At 70.8% G+C, this 25,775-nt stretch carries 3 protein-coding genes; all 3 read right to left on the bottom strand.

Features of this window, described 5'->3' with window-relative positions:
* Window positions 1-273 precede the first annotated feature (273 nt).
* From ABD256_RS06080 to ABD256_RS06070, 3 genes are read right to left on the bottom strand one after another with little or no spacing between them, the layout of a single operon-like run.
* On the bottom strand, window positions 274-23,727 hold the full coding sequence (locus ABD256_RS06080; RefSeq protein ID WP_344414366.1) for a non-ribosomal peptide synthase/polyketide synthase: 23,454 nt from the start codon (window positions 23,725-23,727) through the stop codon (window positions 274-276).
* 16 nt (window positions 23,728-23,743) lie between these two features.
* Complete coding sequence (locus ABD256_RS06075) at window positions 23,744-24,736, bottom strand: iron-siderophore ABC transporter substrate-binding protein (protein WP_344414364.1); 993 nt, start codon at window positions 24,734-24,736, stop codon at window positions 23,744-23,746.
* On the bottom strand, window positions 24,733-25,755 hold the full coding sequence (locus tag ABD256_RS06070; protein WP_344414362.1) for an iron-siderophore ABC transporter substrate-binding protein: 1,023 nt from the start codon (window positions 25,753-25,755) through the stop codon (window positions 24,733-24,735). Before ABD256_RS06070 ends, ABD256_RS06075 begins: the two co-directional genes overlap by 4 nt.
* Window positions 25,756-25,775: the final 20 nt, after the last annotated feature.

Below are 25,775 nucleotides of genomic sequence, written 5' to 3'. Positions count from 1 at the left end.
GAACGACCCCAAAGCCGATCTCGGCCGCGGAATTTCCCTTTACTGGAGCCAATCCCCCACCCATCCCGGGGGACGGCCCAAGCCCAGTCTACCGGGGTTCGGGTCTGTGGGAGGGCGTGGAGCCGAGTTGTCCACAGGTGCGGTCCGGTGTGCACAACTCGCCGCATCCGGCGTCGGATCGGCCGCGTCGGCCGGTGCGTCCGGCTAGGATGCGCGCCGTTCTGCCTCGATCGGGTCTGGACGAATCCGTACCAGCGAGTCCACAAAGGTCACTCAGCCAATAGCCCTCGCCAGCCCGGTGAGCGCGGCGAACCAGCCCGTTCCCAGTGCGCGCACGGTTTCCTCGGCCAGCACCGCGTCCGGCCACGACCAGTGCGCGAACAGCACCGGGCCGTCCGGGCGGTCCTCGGTCATCGAGTTCACCACGAGGCAGTGCGAGACCGGCATTTCGTCATCGGGGTTGACGTCCGCGGCCTCGGTTTCCGCCGCGTACGACCAGTCCGTCGACGGCGGGAAGCCGAACCGGCCCATGTAGTTGAACTCGATCTTCGGCGAGCCCAGCGCCGCCAGCTCCGGTTTCGTGTCCGGGTTCAGGTGCCGCAACAGGCCGGCGCCGACACCCGCCGACGGCATTCCGGCGAGATGCGCGGCCACCCGCCGGATCGCCTCGCCCGCCGCCGGTCCCCCGGCGAGCGCGTCGTCGAGATCGATCTCGCCGGGATCCAGCAGCACCGGAATGACGCTGGTGAACCAGCCGACGGTGCGGGAAAGGTCCGCGTGCGCGGCCAGCTCCTCCTCACGGCCGTGGCCTTCGAGGTCCACCAGCACGGCGTTCCCCGTCCCGCCTTCGCGCCGCCGCCAGTCGGCGACGGCCAGCGCGAACGCGGTCAGCAGCACGTCGTTCACGGTGACGCCGAAAGCCGCGGGCACGGTGGTGAGCAGGGGTTCGGTCCGCTCGGTCGGCAGGGTGAGCCCGACCCCGCGCACGGTCCGCACGACATCCCTCGCCGGGTCCAGCTCGGCGCGCAGCGGCAGCGGGTCGCCGCCGGAGAGCACGGCACGCCACCACGGCAGCTCGTCGAGCCGCGCCGGTTCGGCCGCCCGCACGGCCAGTTCGGAAGACCACCGGCGGAACGAGGTGTCCACCGGAGTCAGCTCGGGTGGCCTGCCCGCGGCGATATCGGCCCACGCGGCCGCGAAGTCCGGCAGCAGGATCCGCCACGAGACACCGTCGACCACGAGGTGGTGGATCAGCACCAGCAGGCGGCCCGGCCGGTCCCGCCCGGCGTCGAAGAAGACGGCGGACACCATCCGGCCCGCGTCCGGATCGAGCCGGTCGCGCGCGGCGGGCGCCTGCCCGGCGATCACCGTATGCAGATCGTCCTCAGTGGACACAGCACAGTGGACGATCCAGTCGTCGCTGTTCGCGGTCTCCGGTACTTCGAACGTCCAGTCGCCTTCGCGGACCAGCCGCGCGCGCAGCATGTCGTGGCGCGCGGCGACCGCGGCCAGCACGGCGCGCGCACCGTCCCAGCCGAGTTCCGCCGGGGTCTGGACCAGCGCGACCTGGTGGTACCCGTCGATCGGTCCGCCGTGCTCGCGCAGCGCGTGCATGATCGGGGTCAATGCCACCGTTCCAGTCCCGTCCGCAGGAAGGTGCTGTGCCGTAACGCTTTCTTCGGCGACCTCGGCGAGCGCGGCCACGGTCCGGTGCGCGAACACCTGGCGCGGCGTGATCCGCAGCCCCGCCGCGCGCATCCGACTCACCAGCTGCATGGCGACGATGCTGTCGCCGCCCAGCGCGAAGAAGTCGTCGTCGACGCCCGGTTCGGCGACCCCGAGCACGGCGGAGAACACCGTGGCGAGCACCCGCTCCCGCTCGGTTTCCGGCGGGCGCCCCGACACGACGTCCGAGAAATCGGGCGCGGGCAAGGACTTCCGGTCGAGCTTCCCGTTCGACAGCACCGGGAACGCGTCGAGCAGCACGAACGCGGCCGGCACCATGTACTCGGGCAGCCGCTCCCCCGCGTGCTCCCGCAGCTCGGCCGGGTCGGGCGCGGTGCCCTCCGCGGGCACCACGTAGGCAACCAGCCGCTTGACCCCCGGCCGGTCCTCCCTGACCACGACGAGCACCTGGCCCGCCTTCACGTGCGCGGCCAGCGCGGCTTCCACCTCCGCGAGTTCGATCCGGAAGCCGCGGATCTTGACCTGGTCGTCGGCGCGGCCGAGGTAGTCGAGCCTGCCGTCCTCGGTCCACCTGGCGAGGTCACCGGTCCGGTACACGCGGCCCGGCCCGTAGGGATTCGCCACGAACCGCTCCGCGGTCAGCGCGCGCTTTTCCAGGTAGCCGCGGGCGAGACCGGCACCGGCCAGGTACAGCTCACCGGTGACCCCGGGCGGCACCGGGCGCAGCGCGGCGTCCAGCACGTAGGCGCTCGTGTTCGCCACCGGCCGCCCGACCAGTGGACGGTCCGTTTCGGACACTCGCGCGACCAGTGCGTCCACCGTGCTTTCCGTTGGCCCGTAAAGGTTGTAGGCCTCGGTTCCGGGCAGGTCGCGTAGCTGCGACCACAACGTGTCCGGCACCGCCTCACCACCGACACCGACCACGGCGAGCGAGCACTCGCCGTCGCGGATCAGCCCGGCGTCGGCCATCTGCGTGAAGTAGGAGGGCGTCACCTCGACGAAGTCGATGCGCTCGTCGGCCAGCACTCCCGCCAGCAGCTCGGGATCGCGCCGCGTCTCCTCGTCGACGACGTGCAGCAGGTGCCCGTCGAGCAGCCACAGCTGCGGCTGCCACGAAGCGTCGAACGAGAACGACCACGCGTGCGCCACCCGCAACCGGTCGCGGCCGGTGCGGACGGCCGCGGGCCGGTACAGGGTTTCGCGGTGGCTGTGGAACAGGTTCGCCACACCGCGATGGCACACCACCACGCCCTTCGGCCGCCCGGTCGAGCCCGACGTGTAGATCACGTACGCCGGGTGGTCCGGGTGCAGCGGGGCGAGCCGGTCGTCGTCGGTGACCGGGCCCGCGTCCGCCCCGGCGAGGTCCGGCAGCTCGTCCAGCACGACGACCGGGCGGCAGTCCTCGATCATCGCGCTCACCCGCTCCGCCGGGTAGTCCGGATCCAGCGGCAGGTAGGCGGCACCTGCCTTGTGCACGGCGAGGATCGCGACCAGGAACTCGGCCGAACGCGGCAGCGAAAGCGCCACCACGGTTTCCGGCCCCGCGCCGAGCGCGATCAGCCTGCGCGCCACCTTGTTCGTCCACGCGTCCAGTTCCGCGAACGTCCACTGTGTCCGTCCGAAAGCGAGCGCCGGAGCGTTGGGGGTGCGGCGTGCCTGGGCTTCGAACAGCGCGGGAACCGTGGACGACGGCACCTCGAGCGCGGTGTCGTTCCAGGATTCGATCACCTGCCGCCGTTCCGCGACGGACAGCACGTCCACTTCGGACAGCTTCCGGCCGGCACCGGTGACCATCGCGTCGAACAGGGCGCGCATCCCGGTGACGATCCGGTCGATCATCGGCTCGGTGAACAGGTCAGCCCGGTACTCGGCGGTGAGCCGGAGCCGTTCACCCGGCTCGACCGCCCACGTGAACGGGTAGTGCGTCGCGTCATCGTGGTCGCGCGCGGTCACGCGCAACTCGGCGCCAGGGCCCGCGTCGGCGCCGGGATAGCTCTCGAACACGACGAGCGTGTCGAACAGCTCGCCGATCCCGTGCGCGCGCTGGATGTCCGCGAGGCCGAGGTGCTGGTGCGCCATCAGCTCGGCCTGACGCTCCTGCAGCCGGTCCAGCACGGCGCCGAGCGTTTCGGCGTCGCCCGCTTCGACCCGGACCGGCACGGTGTTGATGAAGAGCCCGATCATCGACTCGACACCGGGCACCTCGCCCGGCCTGCCGGAAACCGTCGCGCCGAACACCACGTCGTCGCGGCCGGTGAAACGACCGAGCAAGAGCCCCCACGCACCTTGGACCAGCGTGTTCACCGTCAGCCCGCGGGTGCGGGCGAACGCGGTGAGCCGGGTGGTGAGGTCTTCGTCGAGGAACTCGGTACGCCGCCGGGGCGTCGCGGCGACCCGGTCCGGGTCGGCTGGCACCAGCCGCGTCGGCTCCTCGAAGCCTTCCAGCTCACGGGTCCACGCCGCACGCGCGGCGCCGGTGTCCTGTTCGGACAGCCAGCGCAGGTAGTCCCGGTAGCGCACCGGCGCGGTGGCGCCGCCCTGGTACAGCTCGGCGAGTTCGCGCATCACCTGCGGCACCGACCAGCCGTCCATCAGGAGGTGCTGGTGGGACACCGCGAACCGGTAGGCATCGCCGACCCTGGCCAGGAGGAACCGGATCAACGGTGGTTCCGCCGGGTCGAACCGGCGGCGTTCCTGGCCGAGGGCGCGCTCCCATGCCTGCTCGCCGGGGAGCGCGACCTCGCGCCACGGCAGCGTGACCGCCCTCGGCACGACCGACACCGCGCGGCCGGACCGCAGGTAGCGGAACCCGGCGCGGAGGTTCGGGTGCCGGTCCAGCAGCGCCGCCGCGGCCTCCTTCAACCGGGCGGCGTCGACGTCTCCTTCGAGGTCGAACGAGACCTGGACCGTGTAGACGTCCTCGCCGTCGGTGTCCATCGACGCGTGGAACAGCAGGCCGGCCTGCAGCGGGGTCACTGGCAGGACGTCGCCGGAGACTTCCGCGCGTTCCGCTTCGTCGAGGGTCACCAGCTCGGTGCCGGGGTCGGCGGTGACCGTGTCGTGGGTGCTCGCGACCGCGGCGAGCCCGGCGACGGTCTTGTGCCGGAACACGTCACGCGGGCTCAGCGCGAGGCCCTCGGCCCTGGCGCGGGCGACGAGCTGCATGGCCACGATGCTGTCGCCGCCGAGCGCGAAGAAGTCGTCGTCGACGCCGACCCGGTCGAGGCCGAGCACCCCGGCGACGAGCCCGCACAGGACCTCCTCGCGCGGTGTCGTCGGCAGCCCGCCGGTGACCAGCTCGGCGTAGTCGGGCTTGGGGAGTGCGGCCCGGTCGAGCTTGCCGTTGGGGGTGAGCGGGAGTGCGTTTAGCGGGCTAAACGTCGTCGGGACCATGTACTCCGGCAGCACCCCGGAGACGTGGATCCGCAGGTCGTCGAGGTCCACGGTGGCGGGGACCGGGTAGGCGACCAGGGTGCCGTCATGGGCCACGACCGCGGCCTGTTCGACCTGCGGGTGAGCCCTCAGGACGGTCTCGATCTCGCCGAGTTCGATCCGGAAGCCGCGGATCTTCACCTGGTGATCCACCCGGCCCAGGAACTCCAGCACACCGTCAAACGTCCAGCGCGCCAAATCGCCCGTGCGGTAGAGACGCTCACCCGGAGCGAACGGGCTCGCCACGAACCGCTCGGACGTCAGACCCGCACGACCCAGGTAACCCCGCGCCAGTTGGACGCCCGCCAGGTACAGCTCGCCCGCGACACCCGGCGGGACCGGGTTGAGGGCGTGATCGAGGACGTAGGTCTGGGTGTTCCAGATCGGCCGCCCGATCGGCACCGCACCGACCTCATCCCCCGTGCAGGTCCACGACGTGACATCCACCGAGGCTTCGGTCGGGCCGTACAGGTTGTGCAGGCTTGCCTGCGGCAGCACCTCACGGAACCGGGCCGCCACGGAAGCCGACAGGGCCTCACCACTGCACACCACTCGCCGCAACGACACACACGCGGCAGCCGCGGGCTCGGCCAGGAAGACCTCCAGCATCGACGGCACGAAATGCACCAAGTCCACGCGCTCCCGCTGGATCAGACCAGCCAGGTAGTGCGGGTCCCGGTGCCCCTCGGGCGAGGCGATCACCAACGTCGCACCCACCATGAGCGGCCAGAACAACTCCCACACCGACACATCGAAACTCGCCGGAGTCTTCAACAACACCCGATCACCCGGAACCAACCCGAACTCGTCCTGCATCCACGCCAGCCGATTCGCCATCCCCGCACGCGGCACCACCACACCCTTCGGCCGCCCCGTCGACCCCGACGTATAAATCACATACGCCGCATCATCAGGACCCACCGCAACCGGCTCGAACGACACATCCCGCGAAACCGAACGCACCCGCTCCACATCATCAATCACCACCCGCGGCGCCGAATCAGCCAGCACGAACTCCACCCGATCCGCGGGCAAACCCGGATCCACCGGCACATACGCCGCCCCCACCCGCCGCACCGCGAACACCACCACCACCAACTCCACCGACCGCGGCAACACCACCCCCACCCGATCACCACGACCCACACCCAACCCCCACAACCACGCGGCAACCCCGCAAACCCACCCCTCAAACTCCGCGAAAGACAACTCACCACCCGAACACACCACCGCCACCGCACCCGGATCCACCCACCCCACAGACAACCCCGGCCCCGCAGGACCCCACACATTCCACTCGACCAGCATCCGCTGACGGTCCACTTCGGACAGCAGGCCGATCGATCCGATCCTCGCGCCGGGCTCGGCGACGATGGCCGTCAGCACGCGAAGCAGCTGTTCGGAGAGCCGTTCGGCGGTGCGCTCGTCGAACAGGTCGGTGCTGTATTCGATGCGGCCACCGTCGTCGGTGAAGTCGAATTCGAGGTCGAACTTCGCGGTCCGCTGCCCCACCGGTTCCGGGCGCGCGCTGATCCCCGGCAGCGCGAGGCCGTCGCCGGGATCGGCCAGGTAGACCACCATGACCTGGAACAACGGGTGCCTCGCGAGCGAGCGCTCCGGGTTGAGCGCGTCCACGAGCCGCTCGAACGGCACGTCCTGGTTGGAGAACGCGGCCAGATCGGTGTCGCGGACCCTGGTCAGCAGCTCGCCGAACGTCGGGTCGCCGCCGGTGTCGGTCCGGAGCACGAGCGTGTTGAGGAAGAACCCGACGAGATCCTCCAGTGCCGCGTCGCCGCGTCCCGAAATCGGGCTGCCGATCGGCACATCTGTCCCCGCGTCGAGCCTGGTCAGCAGGGTCGCGACGGCGGCATGCAGCACCATGAACAGGCTCACGTCGTGTTGTCGCGCCAGGTCGCGAAGGCCCTGGCTCAGCTCGGGCGTGAACGGGACCGACACCGAAGCGCCCCGGTGACTTGCCTCGGCCGGCCTGGTCCGGTCGGTCGGCAGCGCCAGCTCGTCGGGCAGTCCGGCGAGTTCCGCGCGCCAGAAGCCGAGCTGCCGTGCGAGGGTGTCCCCGAGGGTTTCGCGCTGCCAGAGCGCGTAGTCGGCGTACTGCACCGGCAGCGGCGCGAACTCCGGCACACGACCGTCCACACGGGACGCGTAGGCCCGCGCGAGATCCGCGGCCAGCGGCGCGCTCGACCACTCGTCGCCCGCGATGTGGTGCACCAGCAGGAGCACCACGTGCTCGTCGTCCGCCGTCCCGAGCACGGTGACGCGGATCGGCAGCTCACGATCCAGTGCGAACGCGTGGTCGGCCGCCTGCGCGAGCTTCGCGGCCACCTCGTCTTCGCCGACCCGCTCGATCGCGAACGGCACCTCGGGCTCGGCCCTGACCTGCTGGTACGGCTCGCCGCCGTCGGCGGGGAACACGGTTCGCAGCGACTCGTGCCGGAGGACGACATCGTGCACGGCGGCGCGCAGCGCGTCCAGGTCGAGTGCGCCGCTCATCCGCCAGGCGAGCGGGATCGTGTAGGTGCTGCCCGGGCCGTCGACCTGGTCCAGCACCCACAGCCGCCGCTGCGCGAACGACAGCGGGATCCGCTCGGGGCGGTCCCGCACGGTCAGCGGCGCCGCGGCCGGGACCGTGTCGCCGAGCGTTCCGGCGAGCGCGGCGACCGTCGGCGCGTCGAACACCGCCCGCAGCGGCACCTCGATGCCCAGCTCCGCGCGCATCCGGCCGACCAGCCGCATGACCAGCAGCGAGTGGCCGCCGAGTGCGAAGAAGTCGTCGTCGACGCCGACCCGCTCGACGCCCAGCACGTCCGCGAACGCGGCGCAGAGCTGCTCCTCCCGCTCCGTGCGCGGCGCGGCGCCCGCTGCCTTCCCGGCGTAGTCGGGCTTGGGGAGTGCGGCCCGGTCGAGCTTGCCGTTGGGGGTGAGCGGGAGTGCGTTTAGCGGGCTAAACGTCGTCGGGACCATGTACTCCGGCAGCACCCCGGAGACGTGGATCCGCAGGTCGTCGAGGTCCACGGTGGCGGGGACCGGGTAGGCGACCAGGGTGCCGTCATGGGCCACGACCGCGGCCTGTTCGACCTGCGGGTGAGCCCTCAGGACGGTCTCGATCTCGCCGAGTTCGATCCGGAAGCCGCGGATCTTCACCTGGTGATCCACCCGGCCCAGGAACTCCAGCACACCGTCAAACGTCCAGCGCGCCAAATCGCCCGTGCGGTAGAGACGCTCACCCGGAATGAACGGGCTCGCCACGAACCGCTCGGACGTCAGACCCGCACGACCCAGGTAACCCCGCGCCAGTTGGACGCCCGCCAGGTACAGCTCGCCCGCGACACCCGGCGGGACCGGGTTGAGGGCGTGATCGAGGACGTAGGTCTGGGTGTTCCAGATCGGCCGCCCGATCGGCACCGCACCGACCTCATCCCCCGTGCAGGTCCACGACGTGACATCCACCGAGGCTTCGGTCGGGCCGTACAGGTTGTGCAGGCTTGCCTGCGGCAGCACCTCACGGAACCGGGCCGCCACGGAAGCCGACAGGGCCTCACCACTGCACACCACTCGCCGCAACGACACACACGCGGCAGCCGCGGGCTCGGCCAGGAAGACCTCCAGCATCGACGGCACGAAATGCACCAAGTCCACGCGCTCCCGCTGGATCAGACCAGCCAGGTAGTGCGGGTCCCGGTGCCCCTCGGGCGAGGCGATCACCAACGTCGCACCCACCATGAGCGGCCAGAACAACTCCCACACCGACACATCGAAACTCGCCGGAGTCTTCAACAACACCCGATCACCCGGAACCAACCCGAACTCGTCCTGCATCCACGCCAGCCGATTCGCCATCCCCGCACGCGGCACCACCACACCCTTCGGCCGCCCCGTCGACCCCGACGTATAAATCACATACGCCGCATCATCAGGACCCACCGCAACCGGCTCGAACGACACATCCCGCGAAACCGAACGCACCCGCTCCACATCATCAATCACCACCCGCGGCGCCGAATCAGCCAGCACGAACTCCACCCGATCCGCGGGCAAACCCGGATCCACCGGCACATACGCCGCCCCCACCCGCCGCACCGCGAACACCACCACCACCAACTCCACCGACCGCGGCAACACCACCCCCACCCGATCACCACGACCCACACCCAACCCCCACAACCACGCGGCAACCCCGCAAACCCACCCCTCAAACTCCGCGAAAGACAACTCACCACCCGAACACACCACCGCCACCGCACCCGGATCCACCCACCCCACAGACAACCCCGGCCCCGCAGGACCCCACACATTCCACTCGTCGAGTACCTGGGCGGTTTCGGTTTCCGTCAACACGTCGAGGTCGCGGACCCGCCGCGACGGCGCCGACGCCACCTGCGCGAGCACGCGTTCGAGCCGGGTCAGCAACAGGGCCGCGGTGCGCTCGTCGAACAGGTCGGTGGCGAACTCGAGCGCGAGCCCGACCCGGTCGGCCGACGGCTGGTCGACCACGGTGAAGTGCAGGTCGAACTTCGCCATCCCGGTGTCCATGCCGAACCACTCGGTGCGCAGCCCGAGCAGTTCGTGCTCGGATTCCGGCCGGTGGTGGTAGCCGACCAGCACCTGGAACAGCGGGTTCCGCCCGGCCACGCGCGGCGGGTTCAGCTCCTCGACCACGCGGTCGAACGGCACGTCCTGGTGCGAGAACGCGGCGAGGTCGAACTCCTTGACGCGGTCGAGCACCTCGCCGAACGTCGGGTCGCCGCCGAGATCGGTCCGCAGCACCAGCGTGTTGACGAAGAAGCCGACGAGATCGGCGATCTCGGCGTCACCGCGGCCGGCGATCGGCGCGCCGAGCACGATGTCGCTCCCCGCGCCCATCCGGTGCAGCAGCACCGCCACCGACGCGTGCGCGAGCATGAACATACTGGCACCGGACGAAGTGGACAGTGCGCGCACTGCCTTCGCGGTCTCCACCGATAGCTCGGCTTCGACACGCCCACCACGCCCGCTCGGCCTGGCCGGGCGGGAACGGTCGACGGGCAGGGCCAGCTCATCGGGTGCACCGGCGAGCCGGTCGCACCAGAACGCCAGCTCCTTCGCCATGAGACTGTCCTCAGTGGACGAATCGCCCAGCAGATCCGCCTGCCACAGCGTGTAGTCCGCGTACTGCACCGGCAGCGGCGCGAACGACGGCGCACGCCCTTCCACACGGGACCGGTATGCGACGGTCAGGTCGGTCAAGAACGGGCGGTCGGACCATTCGTCGGTGGTGATGTGGTGCAGAACCACCGCCACCACGAAGTCTTCGGCGCCGAGGCGCAGCACGGTGGCGCGGACCGGGATCTCGGTGGTCAGGTCGAACGGGCGGCGCGACACCTCTTCGATCCGCTCGGCCAGCGCGGACTCCACAGTGGAAAGCACTTCGAACGGAACCACCGCGGAGTCCAGAATGCGCTGGTACGGCTCATCATCCTGCGAAGGGAACACCGTGCGCAACGACTCGTGCCGCGCGACCACGTCGTCCAGCGCCGCGTGCAGTGCGTCGACGTCCAGTGCTCCCCGCAACCGGAACACCAGCGGGAAGTTGTACGCGATCCCACCGTCGTCGAACTTCGTGAGCAGCAGAAGCCGCCTCTGCGCGGGGGAAAGCGGGATCCGTTCCGGCCGTTCCCTCGCGGTGACGGCCGGACGCGCCGGTTCCCCGTCACCCGCCTTCTCGGCGAGCTTGGCGACGGTCGGCGCGTCGAAGAGGTCGCGGATCGCCAGCTCGGTCCCGAGTTCGGTACGGGCCCGGCTGATCAGGCGCGTCGCGAGCAGCGAATGGCCGCCGAGGTCGAAGAAGTTGTCCTCGACACCGATCTCACCGAGACCGAGCACCTCGGCGAACAGCTCGCACAACTTCTCTTCGACCGCCGACGACGGCGGCCTGCTCGGCGCGAGCGAGACGGTCGGCTCCGCGTCCGGCAGCGCCCGGACATTGAGCTTTCCGTTGTCCGTCAACGGGATCTCGTCGATGAGCACGATCGAGCCCGGCACCATGTAGTCCGGAAGGCGCTGCTTGAGATCGCTCCGCAGCCGCTGGGCCAGCGTGTTCGCGCTGCGTGCCGCGGCAGGGTCGTTCGCGTGCTCCACTTCGGACCGTGCCATTTCGGGCTGTGTCACTTCGGACCGTGCCACTTCAGACTGCGCCACTTCAGACAGTGGCCGATACAGCCCGGTCGACAGCTCCGCCTCGTTCCGGGTGAACACCGCGTCGAAGGCACCGGCCACCGAGGACGGCGTGGTGCGCACGCGGTAGCCGAGCCGCTCGCCCAGCGCGTGCACGTCGTCCTGCTCCACTCCGGTACCGGACTCGGGCGCCTCGGACGCGAGCCGCGCGTCGGGGATCGCGGTCACGCGCACCGCGTCCGCGCCCAGCAGCGATTCGAGATCCTGCCGCCATTCGACGGAAGGGATCGCGGAGAGGTCCACAACGGACTCGCGTGAGCGGTGGAACACCACGTCGTAGCGGTACCGGCTCAGCTCGTTGTGGTGCCGGGCGTGCTTCGTCCTGATCTCCACGCCCACCCCGGGAAGCCGGTCCGCCAGCGCGGTGAAGAACTCCGGCGCCAGCAGCAGCTCCTTCTCCAAGGCGACCGCGCGGTCCACAGCGGACTCCAGCCGGTCGGCCGGGGTGCCGCGGCCGAGCTGGATCGCGGTGTGGAACCGCCGCAGCAGCGCCAGGTTCCGCACGTCGCCGACGAACAGCGCACCACCGGGCGCGAGCAGCTCGACCGCACCGGTCACGACCTCGGCGAGGTACTCGGCGCTCGGGAAGTACTGGATCACGGAGTTGATCACGACGGTGTCGAAGAAACCGCCCGGCAGCCCGTCGAGATCGTCCGCCGGGCGGCACCGCAGTTCGACCTTGGCCGCCAGCGAAGGATCCCGTCGCAGCTCTTCGCCTAGCTTCCGGATCACCGGTGCCGCGAAGTCCGTGCCCCAGTACCGTTCCGCGCGCGGCGCGAGCTGGGACATCAGGAGCCCGGTGCCGACACCGATCTCCAGCACGTTCACCGGCGACAGCTCGGTGATCCGCTCGACGGTCGCCGCACGCCACTCGCGCATGTGCTCGACGGGGATCGGGTCACCGTCGTAGCTGGAGTCCCAGCCGGCGAAGTCCTCTTCGAACAGTGCCGTCGGGATCTCGGTGTACTCGTCGGAGTAGATCTGCTGCCACTCGCCGACCTGCTCCGCCTCGACCTCGGCGCGCGCTCCGGCGTCCACCTCGGCCGGGACGACGTAGCCGACCAGGCGCTTCAGGCCCGGTGCCGACGGGTCGTCGCGCGCGATCACCGCGGACCGCGCGACCAGCGGATGTCCGGAAAGGACGGTCTCGATCTCGCCCAGTTCCACCCGGTAGCCGCGGACCTTGACCTGGTCGTCGGTGCGGCCGAGGAAGTCGAGGTTGCCGTCCGGACGGCGCCGTACCAGGTCACCGGTGCGGTACATACTCGTACCAGGAGAACCGAAGGGATCGGCCACGAAGCGTTCGGCGGTGAGCGCGTGCCGGTGCAGGTACCCGCGCGCGAGGCCGAGGCCGCTGATGTACAGCTCACCCGGCACTCCGTCGCGTACCGGCCGCAACCAGCGGTCGAGGACGTGCGCGCGGGTGTTCCAGATCTCGCGGCCCACCGTCGGCGTCGCGCTGTCCTCGGTGCCGCCGCCGAGCGTGTTGATCGTGTACTCGGTCGGGCCGTAGAGGTTGTAGCCGTACACGCCGTCGGTGTCGCGCAGCCGCGCCCACACCGATTCGGAGACGGCCTCGCCACCGAGCAGCACCAGTACCGGCCGATGGCCGCCGTTGTCGTCGCGCAGCATGCCTTCTTCGAAGAGCAGGTGCGCGTACGTCGGCGTCACGTTGACGACGTCGATCCGCCGCGCGTCGCAGTAGGCGACGAGCGCGGCCGCGTCGCGGCGGAGCTCCTCGTCGCAGATGTGCACCTCATGGCCTTCCACGAGCCACAGCAGCTCTTCCCACGACATGTCGAACGCGAACGACACCGTGTGCGCGATCCGCAGCCGCCTGCCGCCCGCCGCCGCGATCGCCGGGCCGAAAATGGCCTCCTGGTGGTTGAGCTGCATGTTCGTCAGGCCGCGGTACGGGGTGACGACGCCCTTGGGCTTGCCGGTCGAGCCGGAGGTGTAGATGACGTACGCCGGGTGTTCCATCCGGTCCGCGCGGTCCCGCGCGAACAGAGGACGCTCGGCATCCCCGACCGGGTCCGCGGAGAACCCGTCGAGGTCCACTGTGGACAGTAGTTCGGCGTCCACCACGAGCAGCGGTTTCGCGTCATCGAGCATGAGCGCGATGCGGTCCGCCGGGTAGTCCAGCTCCAGTGGCAGGTAGGCGGCGCCGGTGCGGAGCACCGCGAACAGCGCCACCACCATGTCGATCGACCGCGGCAGGCCGAGCGCGATCACCTGCTCCGGTTCCGCGCCGCGGGAGAGCAGGAACCTCGCCATCCGGTTGATCCTGGCGTCCAGCTCGGCGTAGGTGACGGTCTGCTCGCCGAAGACGCAGGCCACCGCGTCCGGCGTGCGCAACGCCTGCGCGGCCAGCAGGTCCGAGATGGTGTCGTCCCCGATGGGCCGGTCGACCGGCGCCGGAAGTGTCTCGTGTGGACGGAGGTCGAGCGCGCCGACCTTGGCCGCGCCGTCGCCGCTGAGCAGGCCCACCGCGACGAGGAACCGGCCGAGCAGGTCTTCGGCCAGCGCCCGGTCGATGATCTCCGGCCGGTACGACAGCCGCACCCGCAGGTTCGCCGCGGGCGTGACGACGAGCCCGATCGGGTAGTGCGTCGCGTCGACGCTGTCCGAGGTGGTGATGTCGTAGCGGTGCCGGAACTCGTCGAACGCGTCCTCGTCGGCGAAGTTCTGCAGCACGTAGATCGCGTCGAACAGGCGCGCGTGCCCCGCCTCGCGCTGGATCTCGCCGAGCCCGTAGTACTCGTGTGCCATCAGGGAAACGCGCTGGTCCTGCACGCACCACAGCAGGTCGAGCACCGGCTCGTACGGGTCGAACGCGATGCGCACCGGGATGGTGTTCAGGAACAGCCCGATGATCTTGTCGACGTCGTCGATCTCGGCGGGGCGGCCCGCGACCGTGCTGCCGAACACCACGTCGTCCCGGCCGACGACGTCGGCGAGCGCGAGCGCCCACGCGGCGTTGAGCACCGTGTTGATGGTGAGACCGTGCCGACGCGCGGCCGAACGCAGCCGCTCGCTCAGCTCGGCGCCGAGATCGGCGCGGCACTGCTCGGGCACGCTCGGCTCGTCGGACGCCGGGCCGAGCAGCGTCGGCTCCTCCAGCCCGTCGAGCGCCTCGCGCCACGCCGCGGCGGCCTCGCCGGTGTCCTGTTCGGACAGCCAATCCAGGTAGTCGCGATAGGACCCCGGCACCGGAAGGCCGCGGTCGTCCCCGCCGCGTTCGTAGAGGTGGAAGAGCTGTTCGAGGAAGACACCCTCGGACCAGCCGTCCCACAGCAGCAGGTGGTGCGTGATGACGAGCCGGTCGCGCGCCGCACCGAGGCGGATCAGGGTCATCCGGCACAGCGGCGGCGCGTCGAGGACGAACCGGCGGGCCCGGTCGGCCTCCAGCAGGCGCCGGACCTCGGCGTCTTGCCCACCCGAGGGCAATGTCGACAAATCGATGACATCGAGGGGGATTTCGAGGGCGCCGCCGGAGATGAGCTGCACCGGGCCGCCGCGTCCCTCGCTGGTGAAGGCGGCGCGCAGGTTGGGGTTGCGGCCGAGCAGTGCGGCACCGGCGGCCCGCAACCGTGCGGCGTCGACGCGGTGACCGAGTTCGAACGAGTCCTGCACGGTGTAGACGTCGAGCGCGGCGTTGTCGTAGCTGGCGTGGAAGAACAACCCTTCCTGCAGCGGGGAAAGCGGCCACGCTTCCTCGGTGCTGCCCTGCTCGCGCAGCGCGGCCAGCCAGCCGTCGCCCAGTTCCGCGATGTCCTGTTCGGACAGTCCGCCCGACGGCCACAGCCAGCTCGCGGTGAGGCTCGGCCCGTCGGCGGTTTCTTCGCAGACGATGTCGACCTGCAACGCGTACGGCAGGCCCAAATCGGCATCGGGGCCGGTCACCGCCGCTTCCCCGGCCGCGGCCCAGTCGCCGTTCTCGCCCACCGGGACCCGGCCGAGGTAGTTGACCAGCACCTGCGCGGACGTCGATGCCAGCAGCGGCGCCGTCTGCGCGTTGAGGTACCGCAGCATGCCGTACGAGATACCCCCGTCGGGCACCGGTGCGTCGCGGCCGAGCCGGATCGGTTCGATCGCGGTGAACCAGCCGACCGTGCGCGCGGTGTCCGAACCGGACACGTCCTCGCGACCGTGCCGTTCCAGGTCGACGAGCAGGTCGCCGTCCCGCCCGCGCCAGCGGTTCACCGACACGTGCAGCGCGTCGAGGAACTTGCGGGTGACGTCGCCGGAGAGCAGTGGTTTCGTCTCGGCCACCGAGAGCCGGTCGACGCGCCGCGAGGCGGACCCGAAGGTGCCGCCGCCGCGGTGGTCCGGCAGCAGTTCCGCGCCGGGAGCGAGCGTCTCGGTCCAGTGCGCCAGCTCGTCGAGGCGGCGGCGGGTGTGGGCCTGTTCGGTCACGGCCTTCGCGAAGGCGCGCATCGAAGTGCCGACCGGTTCGAGCGCTGGAGCGGCACCGCGCGACACCGCGTCCCACGCGGCCGCGAGATCCTCGGACAGGATGCGCCACGACACCCCGTCGATCGCGAGGTGGTGCACCACGAGCAGCAGGCGGCCCGGTTCCCCGGCGCCCGCGTCGAAGAACACGGCCTGCACCATGATCCCGGCTTCGGGGTCCAACCGGTCCGCCGCGGCCGCGGCCTCCTCGGCCACCAGGGCACGCAGATCGTCCACGGCGGACACTCCGCGGAGCACGTCGGTCGCGGAAACGGCTCCGGCAGGCCGTGTTTCGAGTGTCCACACCGCACCGCCGACGACCGTCAGCCGGAGCCGCAGTGCGTCGTGGTGGTCGAGCAGTGCTTGCAGGACCGCCGCGAGCGCTTCGACGTCCGCGCCGATCGGGGTGCGCACCAGCGAAGACAGGCTGAACCGCCCGATCGGACCGCCGCGTTCGCGGAGCCAGTGCACGATGGGCAGTGGTGGCACCTCGCCGACGCCGTCTTCCGCCGCCACCACCGGTGCTGACGGTGCGGGTCCCGCGAGTGCCGCCAGCGCCGCCGGTGTCCGGTGCTCGAAGACCTCCCGAGGGCTGATCTTCATGCCGCGTTTGCGGGCGCGGCTCGTCACCGCGATGGAGAGGATGCTGTCGCCGCCGAGCACGAAGAAGTCGTCGGAAGGCGCGACCTCGGTGATGCCGAGCACCTCGCCGAAGATCTCGGCGAGCACGCCGTCCGCCGCCGTCCGTTGCCCCTGTGCGGCAGGCGCACGCGTCGCGGTCGGCGCGGGGAGTGCCTTGGCGTCGAGCTTTCCGCTGGGGGTCAACGGAAGCTCGTCGAGTACCACGAAGGCGCCCGGAACCATCGGCGCGGGTAAGACCGAAGCCAGTCGCGCTGACAACGCCGCGGTGTCCACAGTGGAGGTTCCGACGAGGTAGCCGACCAGCGCGTTCTCCCGGACGGTCACGGCCGCCTGTGCGATCCCGTCCTGGCGCACCAGCGCGGCTTCGATCTCGCCGAGCTCGATCCGGTTGCCGCGCACCTTCACCTGGCGGTCCGTCCGGCCGAGGTACTCCAGCACCCCGTCCGACCGACGAAACACCAGGTCACCGGTCCGGTACATTCTCGTACCGGCTTCCCCGAACGGATCAGCCACGAACCGCTCGGACGTGAGCGCGGCCCGTCCGTGGTAGCCGCGGGCGAGCTGAACACCCGCGAGGTACAGCTCCCCCGGAGTGCCGTCGGGAACCGGCCGCAGTGCCGTGTCGAGCACGTGCAGCCCGGTGTTCCACACCGGACGTCCGATGGGGACGGACGCGCCTTCGGTGTCACCGCAGGGGAACCAGCTCACGTCGACCGCGGCCTCGGTCGGGCCGTAGAGGTTGTGCAGGGGCACCCCGGTCAGCGCCAGCCAGCGCGCCGCGGTGGCACCGGGCAGTGCTTCCCCGCTGGAGAACACGCGGCGCAGGGACGACGAGAACGCCGGATCATCGATTTCGCGCAGGAACGCGGCGAGCATCGACGGCACGAAGTGCGTCGTCGTGATCGCCTCGCGCCGGATCACGTCCGCGAGGTACTCGGGATCGCGGTGCCCGTCGGGGCGCGCGAGCACCACGGTCGCGCCTTCGACGAGCGGCCAGAAGAACTCCCACACCGAGACGTCGAAACTGGACGGCGTCTTCTGCAACACCCGGTCGCCGGGTTCGAGCCCGTACTGCCCCTGCATCCAGGCCAGCCGGTTCACGATCGCGCGGTGGCTGACCAGCACGCCCTTGGGGCGGCCGGTGGACCCCGAGGTGTAGATCAGGTACGCCGGATTGTCCGGCACGGCAAGGGAAACCGCCGGTTCACCGGTCCTGCCCGCGCGGACGTCGACGCACTCGGCACCATCCGGCACGGGCACCGGAGCATCGGCGACGACGACCTGCCGGGCACCCGAGTCGGTGAGCATGAACTCGATCCGCTCCGCCGGGTAGCCGGTGTCCAGCGGCAGGTAGGCGGCACCGGTCTTGAGCACCGCGAGCAGCGCGACCACCAGGTCCGCCGAGCGCGGCACCGCGACCGCGACCACGTCCTCCGGCCCGGCGTCCAGCCTTGCCGCGAGTGCGTCGGCGCGGCCGTCGAGGTCCGCATAGGACAGCTCGGTGCCCTCGAAGACGACCGCGGTCGCCGACGGGGTCTTCGCCACCTGTGCCGCGATCGCCTGTGCGAGCGTGCGGCCCGGCACCGCGTGCGCGGTCGCCGCCCGCTCGTCGATGCGGTCGTGTTCCTGACGGGACAGCACATCGAGCTGCGCGACGCGGGAACCCGGCGACGCCGCGACGGACTCCAGTACGCGCACGAGGCGTTCCGCGAGCTGCCGCACGTCCCGTTCGGACAGACGGCTCGCGTCGTGGTCGAACTCGATGCCGATCCGGTCGCCGGGGAGCACGAGCAGCGTCAGCGGGTAGTGCCCGGCACCGAAGAACTCCAAGCCGTCGAAGGCGACGGTACCGGCCGCGTCGGTCAGCGCCCGGTCGAGCGGATAGTTCTCGAACACCAGCAAGGTGTCGAACAGCTCGTCGAAACCGGCCAGCCGCTGCAGGTCCGCGAGCCCGACGTGCTGGTGGTCGAGCAGTTCGGCCTGGGCGGCCTGCACACCGGTGAGCACGTCGCCGAGCGTCTTCGCCCCCGGCGCCCGCACGCGGACCGGCAGCGTGTTGGCGAACAGGCCCGCCATCGCCTCGATCCCAGGCACTTCGGCCGCGCGACCGGACACCGTGGTGCCGAACACGACGTCGTCGCGGCCGGTCAACGCGCCGAGCACGAGCCCCCACGCGGCCTGGAACACGGTGCTGAGCGTGACGTGGTGCTCGCGGGCCACCGCGGTGAGACGGCCGGTCAGCTCCACGGGAAGGTCGAGGCGAACCTGCTCCAGGCGGAACCGCGCCGGATCGGCTTCGCCGCCGGCCAGCAGCGTCGGCGCTTCCAGTTCCGCCAGCTCGGATCCCCACGCGGCCAACGCGGCGTCGCGGTCCCGAGCAGACAGCCAGCCGAAGTACTCGCGGTACGGCGTGACGCCGGGAAGCACCGCGGTGTCCCGGCCGTAGAGCGCGAACAGGTCGCCGATCAGCACCGGCGTGGACCAGCCGTCGGACACCAGGTGGTGCAGGGTCAGCACCAGCCAGTGCCGGTCGGCACCGCCCCGGACGAAGGTCGCCGAGAGCAGCGGCGGGGCGGCCAGGTCGAACCGGCGGCCGCGGTCGCGCTCGGCGACTGCTCGAACGTCCACTGCGGACACCACGCGCCACGGCACCTCGGCTTCGCCGATGACCTGGAAGACCGTTCCGTCGTCGCGCTGGCGGAATCCGGCCCGCAGCGGCGCGTGGCGGTCGACGACGCCCTGCAGCGCGCGTCGCAGGAGGTTCTCCTCGACGGGGCCACGCAGGCCGATGACCTGTTGCATGACGTACGCGTCGGCGGCGGCCTCGTCGAAGAGGGCGTGGAAGAACAGCCCTTCCTGCAACGGGGTCGCGGGCACCACGTCGGTGAGCGACGGGACGGCCGCGTCGAGTTCGTCCACTTCGGACTGGTCGAGTGCGACCAGCGGGAAGTCCGACGGACTGTGCCCGGTGGCGCCGCACTCCGCCAGCGACGCGAGTGCGTCCAGCCAGTCCTGTGCCAGCGCGCGGACGGACGCCTGGCTCAGCACGCCGTCCGGCCAGCCGAACGTGGTGCTCAGCTCGGGCCCGTCCACGGTGTCGCGCACCACGGCGTTGATCTCCAGCCGGTGGCGGAGCGGCATCCGGGGGTCGATGCCCGCGCCGAGCGGGTCCGACTCGGGCGCGGGGTGAAAGTCCTTGTCCTGGCTGGAGAACCGGCCGAGGTAGTTGAACAGCACCTGCGGCGCGGGCGCGTCGCGCAGCACCGGGTCGGTGTCGAGCAGGCCGTAGCCGATGCCGTTGCGCGGCAGCGAGCGCAGGCGCTCCTTGACGCTCTTCAAAGCGGCGTCGAGCGAGCCGTCGCCGGGGTCGAGCCGCACCGGGAACATGCTGGTGAACCACCCGACGGTCCTGGACAGGTCGACCTCGCCCAGTTCCTCCTCGCGCCCGTGGCCTTCGAGATCGACGAGTACGGGACCGTCGTCGCCGCGCCACCTGCGGATCGCGAGCGCGAGCCCGGTGAGCAGCACGTCGTTGACCGCGCCGTGCACGGCGGCCGGGACGGTGGTGAGCAGCGGCGCGGTCTTCGCCGCGGGCAGCGAGACCGTGAGCGAAGCGGCGGCTCGGCCCGGCTCACCCGAACCGAGCACCGGGTCCGGTGTGGACACCTGCCGTCGCCACAGGGGCAGTTCCCCGACCGGTTCGGTGGCCGCGAGGAGTTCCGCCCAGCGGCGGAACGAGGTCGTCACCGGCGCCAGTTCCGCGCCATCCCACGCCCGCGCGAGATCGTCGAGCAGGATGCGCCACGAAACGCCGTCGACCACGAGGTGGTGCGCGACCAGCAGCAACCGGTGGCCGGTCTCGAACCAGACGGCCTGCAGCATCCGCCCGTCGCGCGGTGCCAGCCTGCGGACGGCCTCGTCGATCTGCCGTTGATCGACGGCCGAAGCGCGTTCGATGAGCTCCGACGCACGCACCGAGCCGGGTTCGGGGACGGTCAGCGACCAGTCCCCGGACAGGGTCGCGCGCAGCAGGTCGTGCCGGTCCAGCAGGGCCTGGAGCAGCTCGGCCAGCCCGGCGAAGGTCAGTCCGGCGGGCACCCTGACCAAAGTGGACTGATAGAAGGCGTCCACTTCGGACGGGTCGGTGCCCGCGGCGAGCCAGCGCACGATCGGGGTCGGTACGACGACACCGGTCCCGTCATCGGGGCCGTGCTCGACCGCGACCTTGTCCTGCGCCAGCGCGGCCAGCGCGGCGACCGTGCGGTGCGCGAACACCTCGCGCGGGGTGATCACCAGTCCCGCCCGGCGGGCCTTGGTGACCAGTCCGATCGCGACGATGCTGTCGCCGCCCAGTTCGAAGAAGCTGTCGTGGATGCCGACCTCGGGCAGGCCGAGCACCTCGGCGGCCAGTGCGGAAAGGGTGCGTTCAGCGGGGGTCCGCGGCCGGTCGCGCCCGGCCAGCCCAGCCCAGTCCGGTTCCGGCAGTGCCTTCCGGTCGAGCTTTCCGTTGGGCGTCAACGGAAGCGGGCCGTCCATGCGCACCACGACCGAGGGCACCATGTAGTCGGGCAGTGCCGCTTCGACCTGCGCCCGCGCCTGCTGCGCGTCCGCGGCGCCGACGGTGTAGGCGACGAGCCGCTTGACCCGCCGGTGGTCCTCCAGTACCACGACCGCGGCCTGCGCGATGTCGTCGTGCCGCATCAGCACGCTCTCGATCTCGCCCGGTTCGATCCGGTAGCCGCGGATCTTCACCTGCCCGTCGGCACGGCCGAGGAAGTCCAGAGTGCCGTCACGACGCCATTTCGCCCGGTCACCCGTCCGGTACATCTTGGTACCAGGCTCCCCGAACGGATCAGCGACGAACCGTTCGGCGGTCAGGCCGGGACGGCCGAGGTAGCCGCGAGCGAGCCCGCGACCACCGACGTACAGCTCCCCTTCGACGCCCGGCGCCACCGGCCGCAACGATGAATCCAGTACGCGGCACCGGGTGTTCGGGTCCGGTTCGCCGATCGGCACCGGCCCGGTCCAGCCGGGCTCCGCCTGCCACAGCGTCGAGTTCACGCTCGCTTCGGTGAGCCCGTACGCGGCCACCACGCGCATGCGCTCGGCCCATCGTGCGATCAGCTCGGCCGGCACGGTCTCGGTGCCGACGACCAGCACCCCGCCTTCGGGCAGCTCGCAGTCCGCGGGCAGGGCCGCGACCAGCGAGGGCGGCAGGATCATGTTCGTCACGCGGTGTTCGGCGAGGTACGAGGTCAGCGCCGCGCCCGCGACGCGGCGCTCGCTCGGCACCACGACCACCGTCCCGCCGACGCACAGCGACATCACCAGGTCCCAGACCGTGACGTCGAACCCGACGGAGGCGAACTGCGCCACCCTGCTGTCGCGGGTGATGCCGATGCGCTCGGTCGCCGTCGCCATCAGGCTGCCGACGCCGTCGTGCGGCACCACGACGCCCTTGGGCTTCCCGGTGGACCCCGAGGTGTAGATGACGTACGCCGCCGCGTCGAGCGGAATGTGCACACCGGCCGGACCGGAGTCCTGTGTGGACAGATCGACGGTGTCGAGGAGAACGACGTCCGCCGCGGGCAGTTCCCCGGCAAGGCCGGTGGCGGAGACGACCACACCGGCGCCCGCGTCGGACAGCATGTACGCGATCCGCTCGCGCGGGTGATCCAGGTCCAACGGAAGATAGGCCGCCCCCGCCTTCAGCACGCCGAGCAGCGCCACCACGAGATCGGCCGAGCGCGGCAACGCGACGCCGACCACGTCCTCGCGGCTGATTCCCTTGCCCCGCAGCAGATGCGCGAGCTGGTTCGCGCGCGCGTCCAGCTCCGCGTAGGTCAGCCGCTCGTCCTCGCAGACAACCGCGACCTTCTCCGGGGTTTCCCGTGCCCGCGCCTCGAACGCCGCGGGCCAGCTCACCTCGTCCGAGGGATACGGCGAGGTCCCGAAGCGGTCGAGCACCAGTTCCCGCTCATCCGGTTCGAGCAGCTCGATCCGGCCGACGGGCTGGTCCGGCTCGCGCACGAGCGCGTCCAGCACGCGGAGGAACCGCCGCTGGTGGACGGCCAGCTCACCGGGCCCGGCGACCGCGGCGTCCGCGTCGAACTCGATCCGCATGCCCTTGCCGCGCGGGCGCTCGTAGACCCCGATGGTCAGGTCGTTGATCGGGCCGCTGTTGAGGTAGAAGTTCGTCGCGTCGTGATCGCAGAACCGCAGGTCGGACTCGAAGGCGAGGAAGTTCACCGTCGGGCCGACCAGCTCGCGGAACCCTTCGGTGAGGCCGAGTTCCCTGGCCAGGGTCTCGCCGCGGTAGCGGCTGTGCGCCACCAGGTCCCGGATCGCGCACGCGACGTCGTCGAGCAGTTCGGCCGGGGTGCTCGACGGCCGCACCCGCACCCGCAACGGCAGCACGTTCGACACCATGCCCGGGACTTCCCGCAGCTCCTGGTCGAGCCGCGCGGTGACCGGCAGGCCCAGCACCACGTCCTCGCTGCCGGTGGCGCGGTGCAGGTAGGCGGCGACGGCCGCGATCATCAGGCGTGACAGGCGAGTTCCCGCGTCGGCCGCCGCCTTGTGCAGGGTGGTCGTCCGCGCACCGGACAGGTCGGTGACCTGACGGTCTACTTTGGATGGCTGCGCCGGTGACCGCTCGACGAGCCGCGCCGGCTCCGGCCGGTCGGCGAACCGCGCGTGCCAGTACGCGCGATCCTCCTCGTGCCGCGCCGAAACGTGGTACTCGGCGTCGTGCTCGACGAGCGTGGTCAACCGCCACTGCCGCTCCGGCACCTCGCCGAGGTACCGCTCGGAGATCCGGTTGATCACCACGAACGCGCCGTACCCGTCCATCACCAGGTGGTGGTAGCGCTGGTACAGCAGCACCTTGTCGTCGGCGACGGTCAGCAGCGCGTGCGCGTGCACCGGCCCGGCCGCGAGGTCGGCCACGCGCTTGACGTCGGCGAGCATCCAGGACTCGGCCGCCGCGGCGGGATCGGGCTCACCGCGGAGGTCGATCCGGGGCAGCTCCCAGTCGTGCACCGCGGGAACCTGGTACGGCGTCCCGTCGCGGTCTTCGAACCGGACGTGCACGCACTCGGCCTCGTCCACCGCCGCACGGACCGCGCGGGACAGCCGGTCCAGGTCGACGTCGGCGCCGCGGATCTCGACGTACCCGGCGACGTTGTAGACCGGGCTGTCCGGCTCGATCCGCTGCGCGAGCCAGATCCCCTGCTGCGCCCCGGTCAAGGGCAGGCCGGAACCACCTGAGACACGTGCCACGACTACTCCCGTGTTGCTACTGCTTCCCGACGGCCACGATCGACGGCAACGCCTGGTCGAGCGCGTAGGGGATGGAAAGCACCGTGTTGAACGAGATCGCCGCACCGACCGGTGGGTTCTCGTAGCTGAGGAACAGGTCCCGCTTGGCCTTGACCACGCCGAGGCGCTGGTACAGCGGGTCCGCGCGGATCCGGGGCTCGGCACCTTCGTCGGAGGCCAGCCAGATCAGCCGGTCGACGTCGAGCAGATCCGTCCGCTCGGTGCCGAACTCGATGACGTTCTTGTCGCCCGCCAGCGAAGTGATCTTCTCCGGCAGCTTGAAGCCCATCCCGGTCAGGAACAGCGACTTCGGGTCGTCCGGCGCGAACACCGCGTAGCTGCCCGGTTTGAAGGTGTCCGCGATCGCCACCGTCTGCGTGGCGAACTCGGGATGCGCCGCCCTGACCTCGGCGTAGCGGCGGTCCATCGCGTCGATCAGCCCGGCCATCTTCGGCTCCTGGCCGAGCGCCTTGCCGATCGCGCGCGCCATGTCCTGCCACGGCGCGCCGTAGTCCTTGAACCCGGCAGGCTGCGCCACCACCGGCGCGAGCTTGGACAGCTTGTCGTACTGGTCCTTCGTCATCCCGCTGTACTGCGCGACGATGAGGTCAGGGCGCAGCGCGGCGATCTTCTCGAGGTTGAAGTCATCGCGCTCGCCGACGATCTCGGGCTGGAAACCGCCCCACTTGTCCTTGGTCCACGGCCATTTCCCGAACGGGCGCTCGTTGAACCAGTCGACCACGCCGACCGGCTTGACGTCGAGCGCGAGCGCGGCGTCCTGGTCGCTCAGCCCGAGTGTGACCACCCTGGACGGTGCGGTGCGGATCTCGGTGGTGCCGTACTTGTGCGCGACCGAAACCGGGAAGACACCGGCGGCAGGCGCACTGCCCGCGTCCTTCGTGGACTGTCCACACGCGACCACCGTCGCGGCCAGCACGGCCGCGACGGCGAGCGCTCGCGCGACCCTCACTTCTTGGTCGCCGCGGCCAGCAGCGGAACGCTCTGGTCGATCGCGTAGGGGATGCTGAGCACGGTCGCGAAGGTCACCGCGGCCCCGATCGGCGGCTCGCTGTAGGGCAGGAACACCGCGCGGCCCTCCTGCGCGACCTTGAGCTTCTGGTACAGCGGTTCGGCCTTGATCTGGGCGGGCGCCGCGGCGTCGGAGGTCAGCCAGATCAGCTTGTCCACGTCGACGAGGTCGAGCCGCTCGGTGCCGAACTCGGTCGGGTTGCCGTCCTTGGTCAGGTCCGCGATCTGCTGGGGCACCTTGAAGCCCAGCTCGGTCATCAGCACCGTGCGCGGGTCGTTCGCGGCGAACGCGGCGTACTTGCCCTGCCCGGTGGTGTCCGCGACGGCAACGGTCCTGCCCGCGAACTCGGGATGCTCCTGGCGCACCTTCGCGAGCTTCGCGTCGACGCCGGAGATCAGCTCCTTCGCCTTCGGCTCCTGGCCGAGCGCCTTGCCGATGGTGCCGGTCATGTCCCGCCACGGTGTGGCGAAGTCCGCGAACTTGCCGGACTGCGCGACGGTCGGCGCGATCTGCGTCAGCTTGTCGTACTGGTCCTTCGGCAGCGCGGCGTACTGGGCGATGATCACGTCGGGGCGCAGCGACGCGATCTTCTCGAAGTTGAAGTCACCCCGTTCGCCGACGATCTCGGGCTGGGTGCCGCCCCACAGCGCCGACGTCCACGGGAACGCGCCGTAGGGCCGCTCCTTGAACCAGTCCACCGCGCCGACCGGCTTGACGCCCAGCGCCAGCACGGCTTCCTGGTCGGTCAGGCCGAGCGTGACGACCCGCTCCGGCTTCTTCTTGATCTCGGTGCTGCCGTACTTGTGCTCGATCGTCACCGGGAAGGCGCCTGCCTGCCGGCCTGCCGCGGGCGCCTGTGGTGCCGGATCGGCGGAGTTCCCGCAAGCCGCGAGCGTCGCGGCCAGCGCGAACGCGAGCAGGCCCGCGAGACCGCGCTTGACGGTTGTGGTGGTGTGCATGTTCTCGCCCTTCGAGCGAT

Origin of the sequence: Amycolatopsis minnesotensis (assembly GCF_039529815.1) — a bacterium.
Classification (GTDB): domain Bacteria; phylum Actinomycetota; class Actinomycetes; order Mycobacteriales; family Pseudonocardiaceae; genus Amycolatopsis; species Amycolatopsis minnesotensis.
The sequence above is the reverse complement of the archived record's forward strand: the minus strand, read 5'-3'. Positions and strand labels throughout refer to the sequence as shown.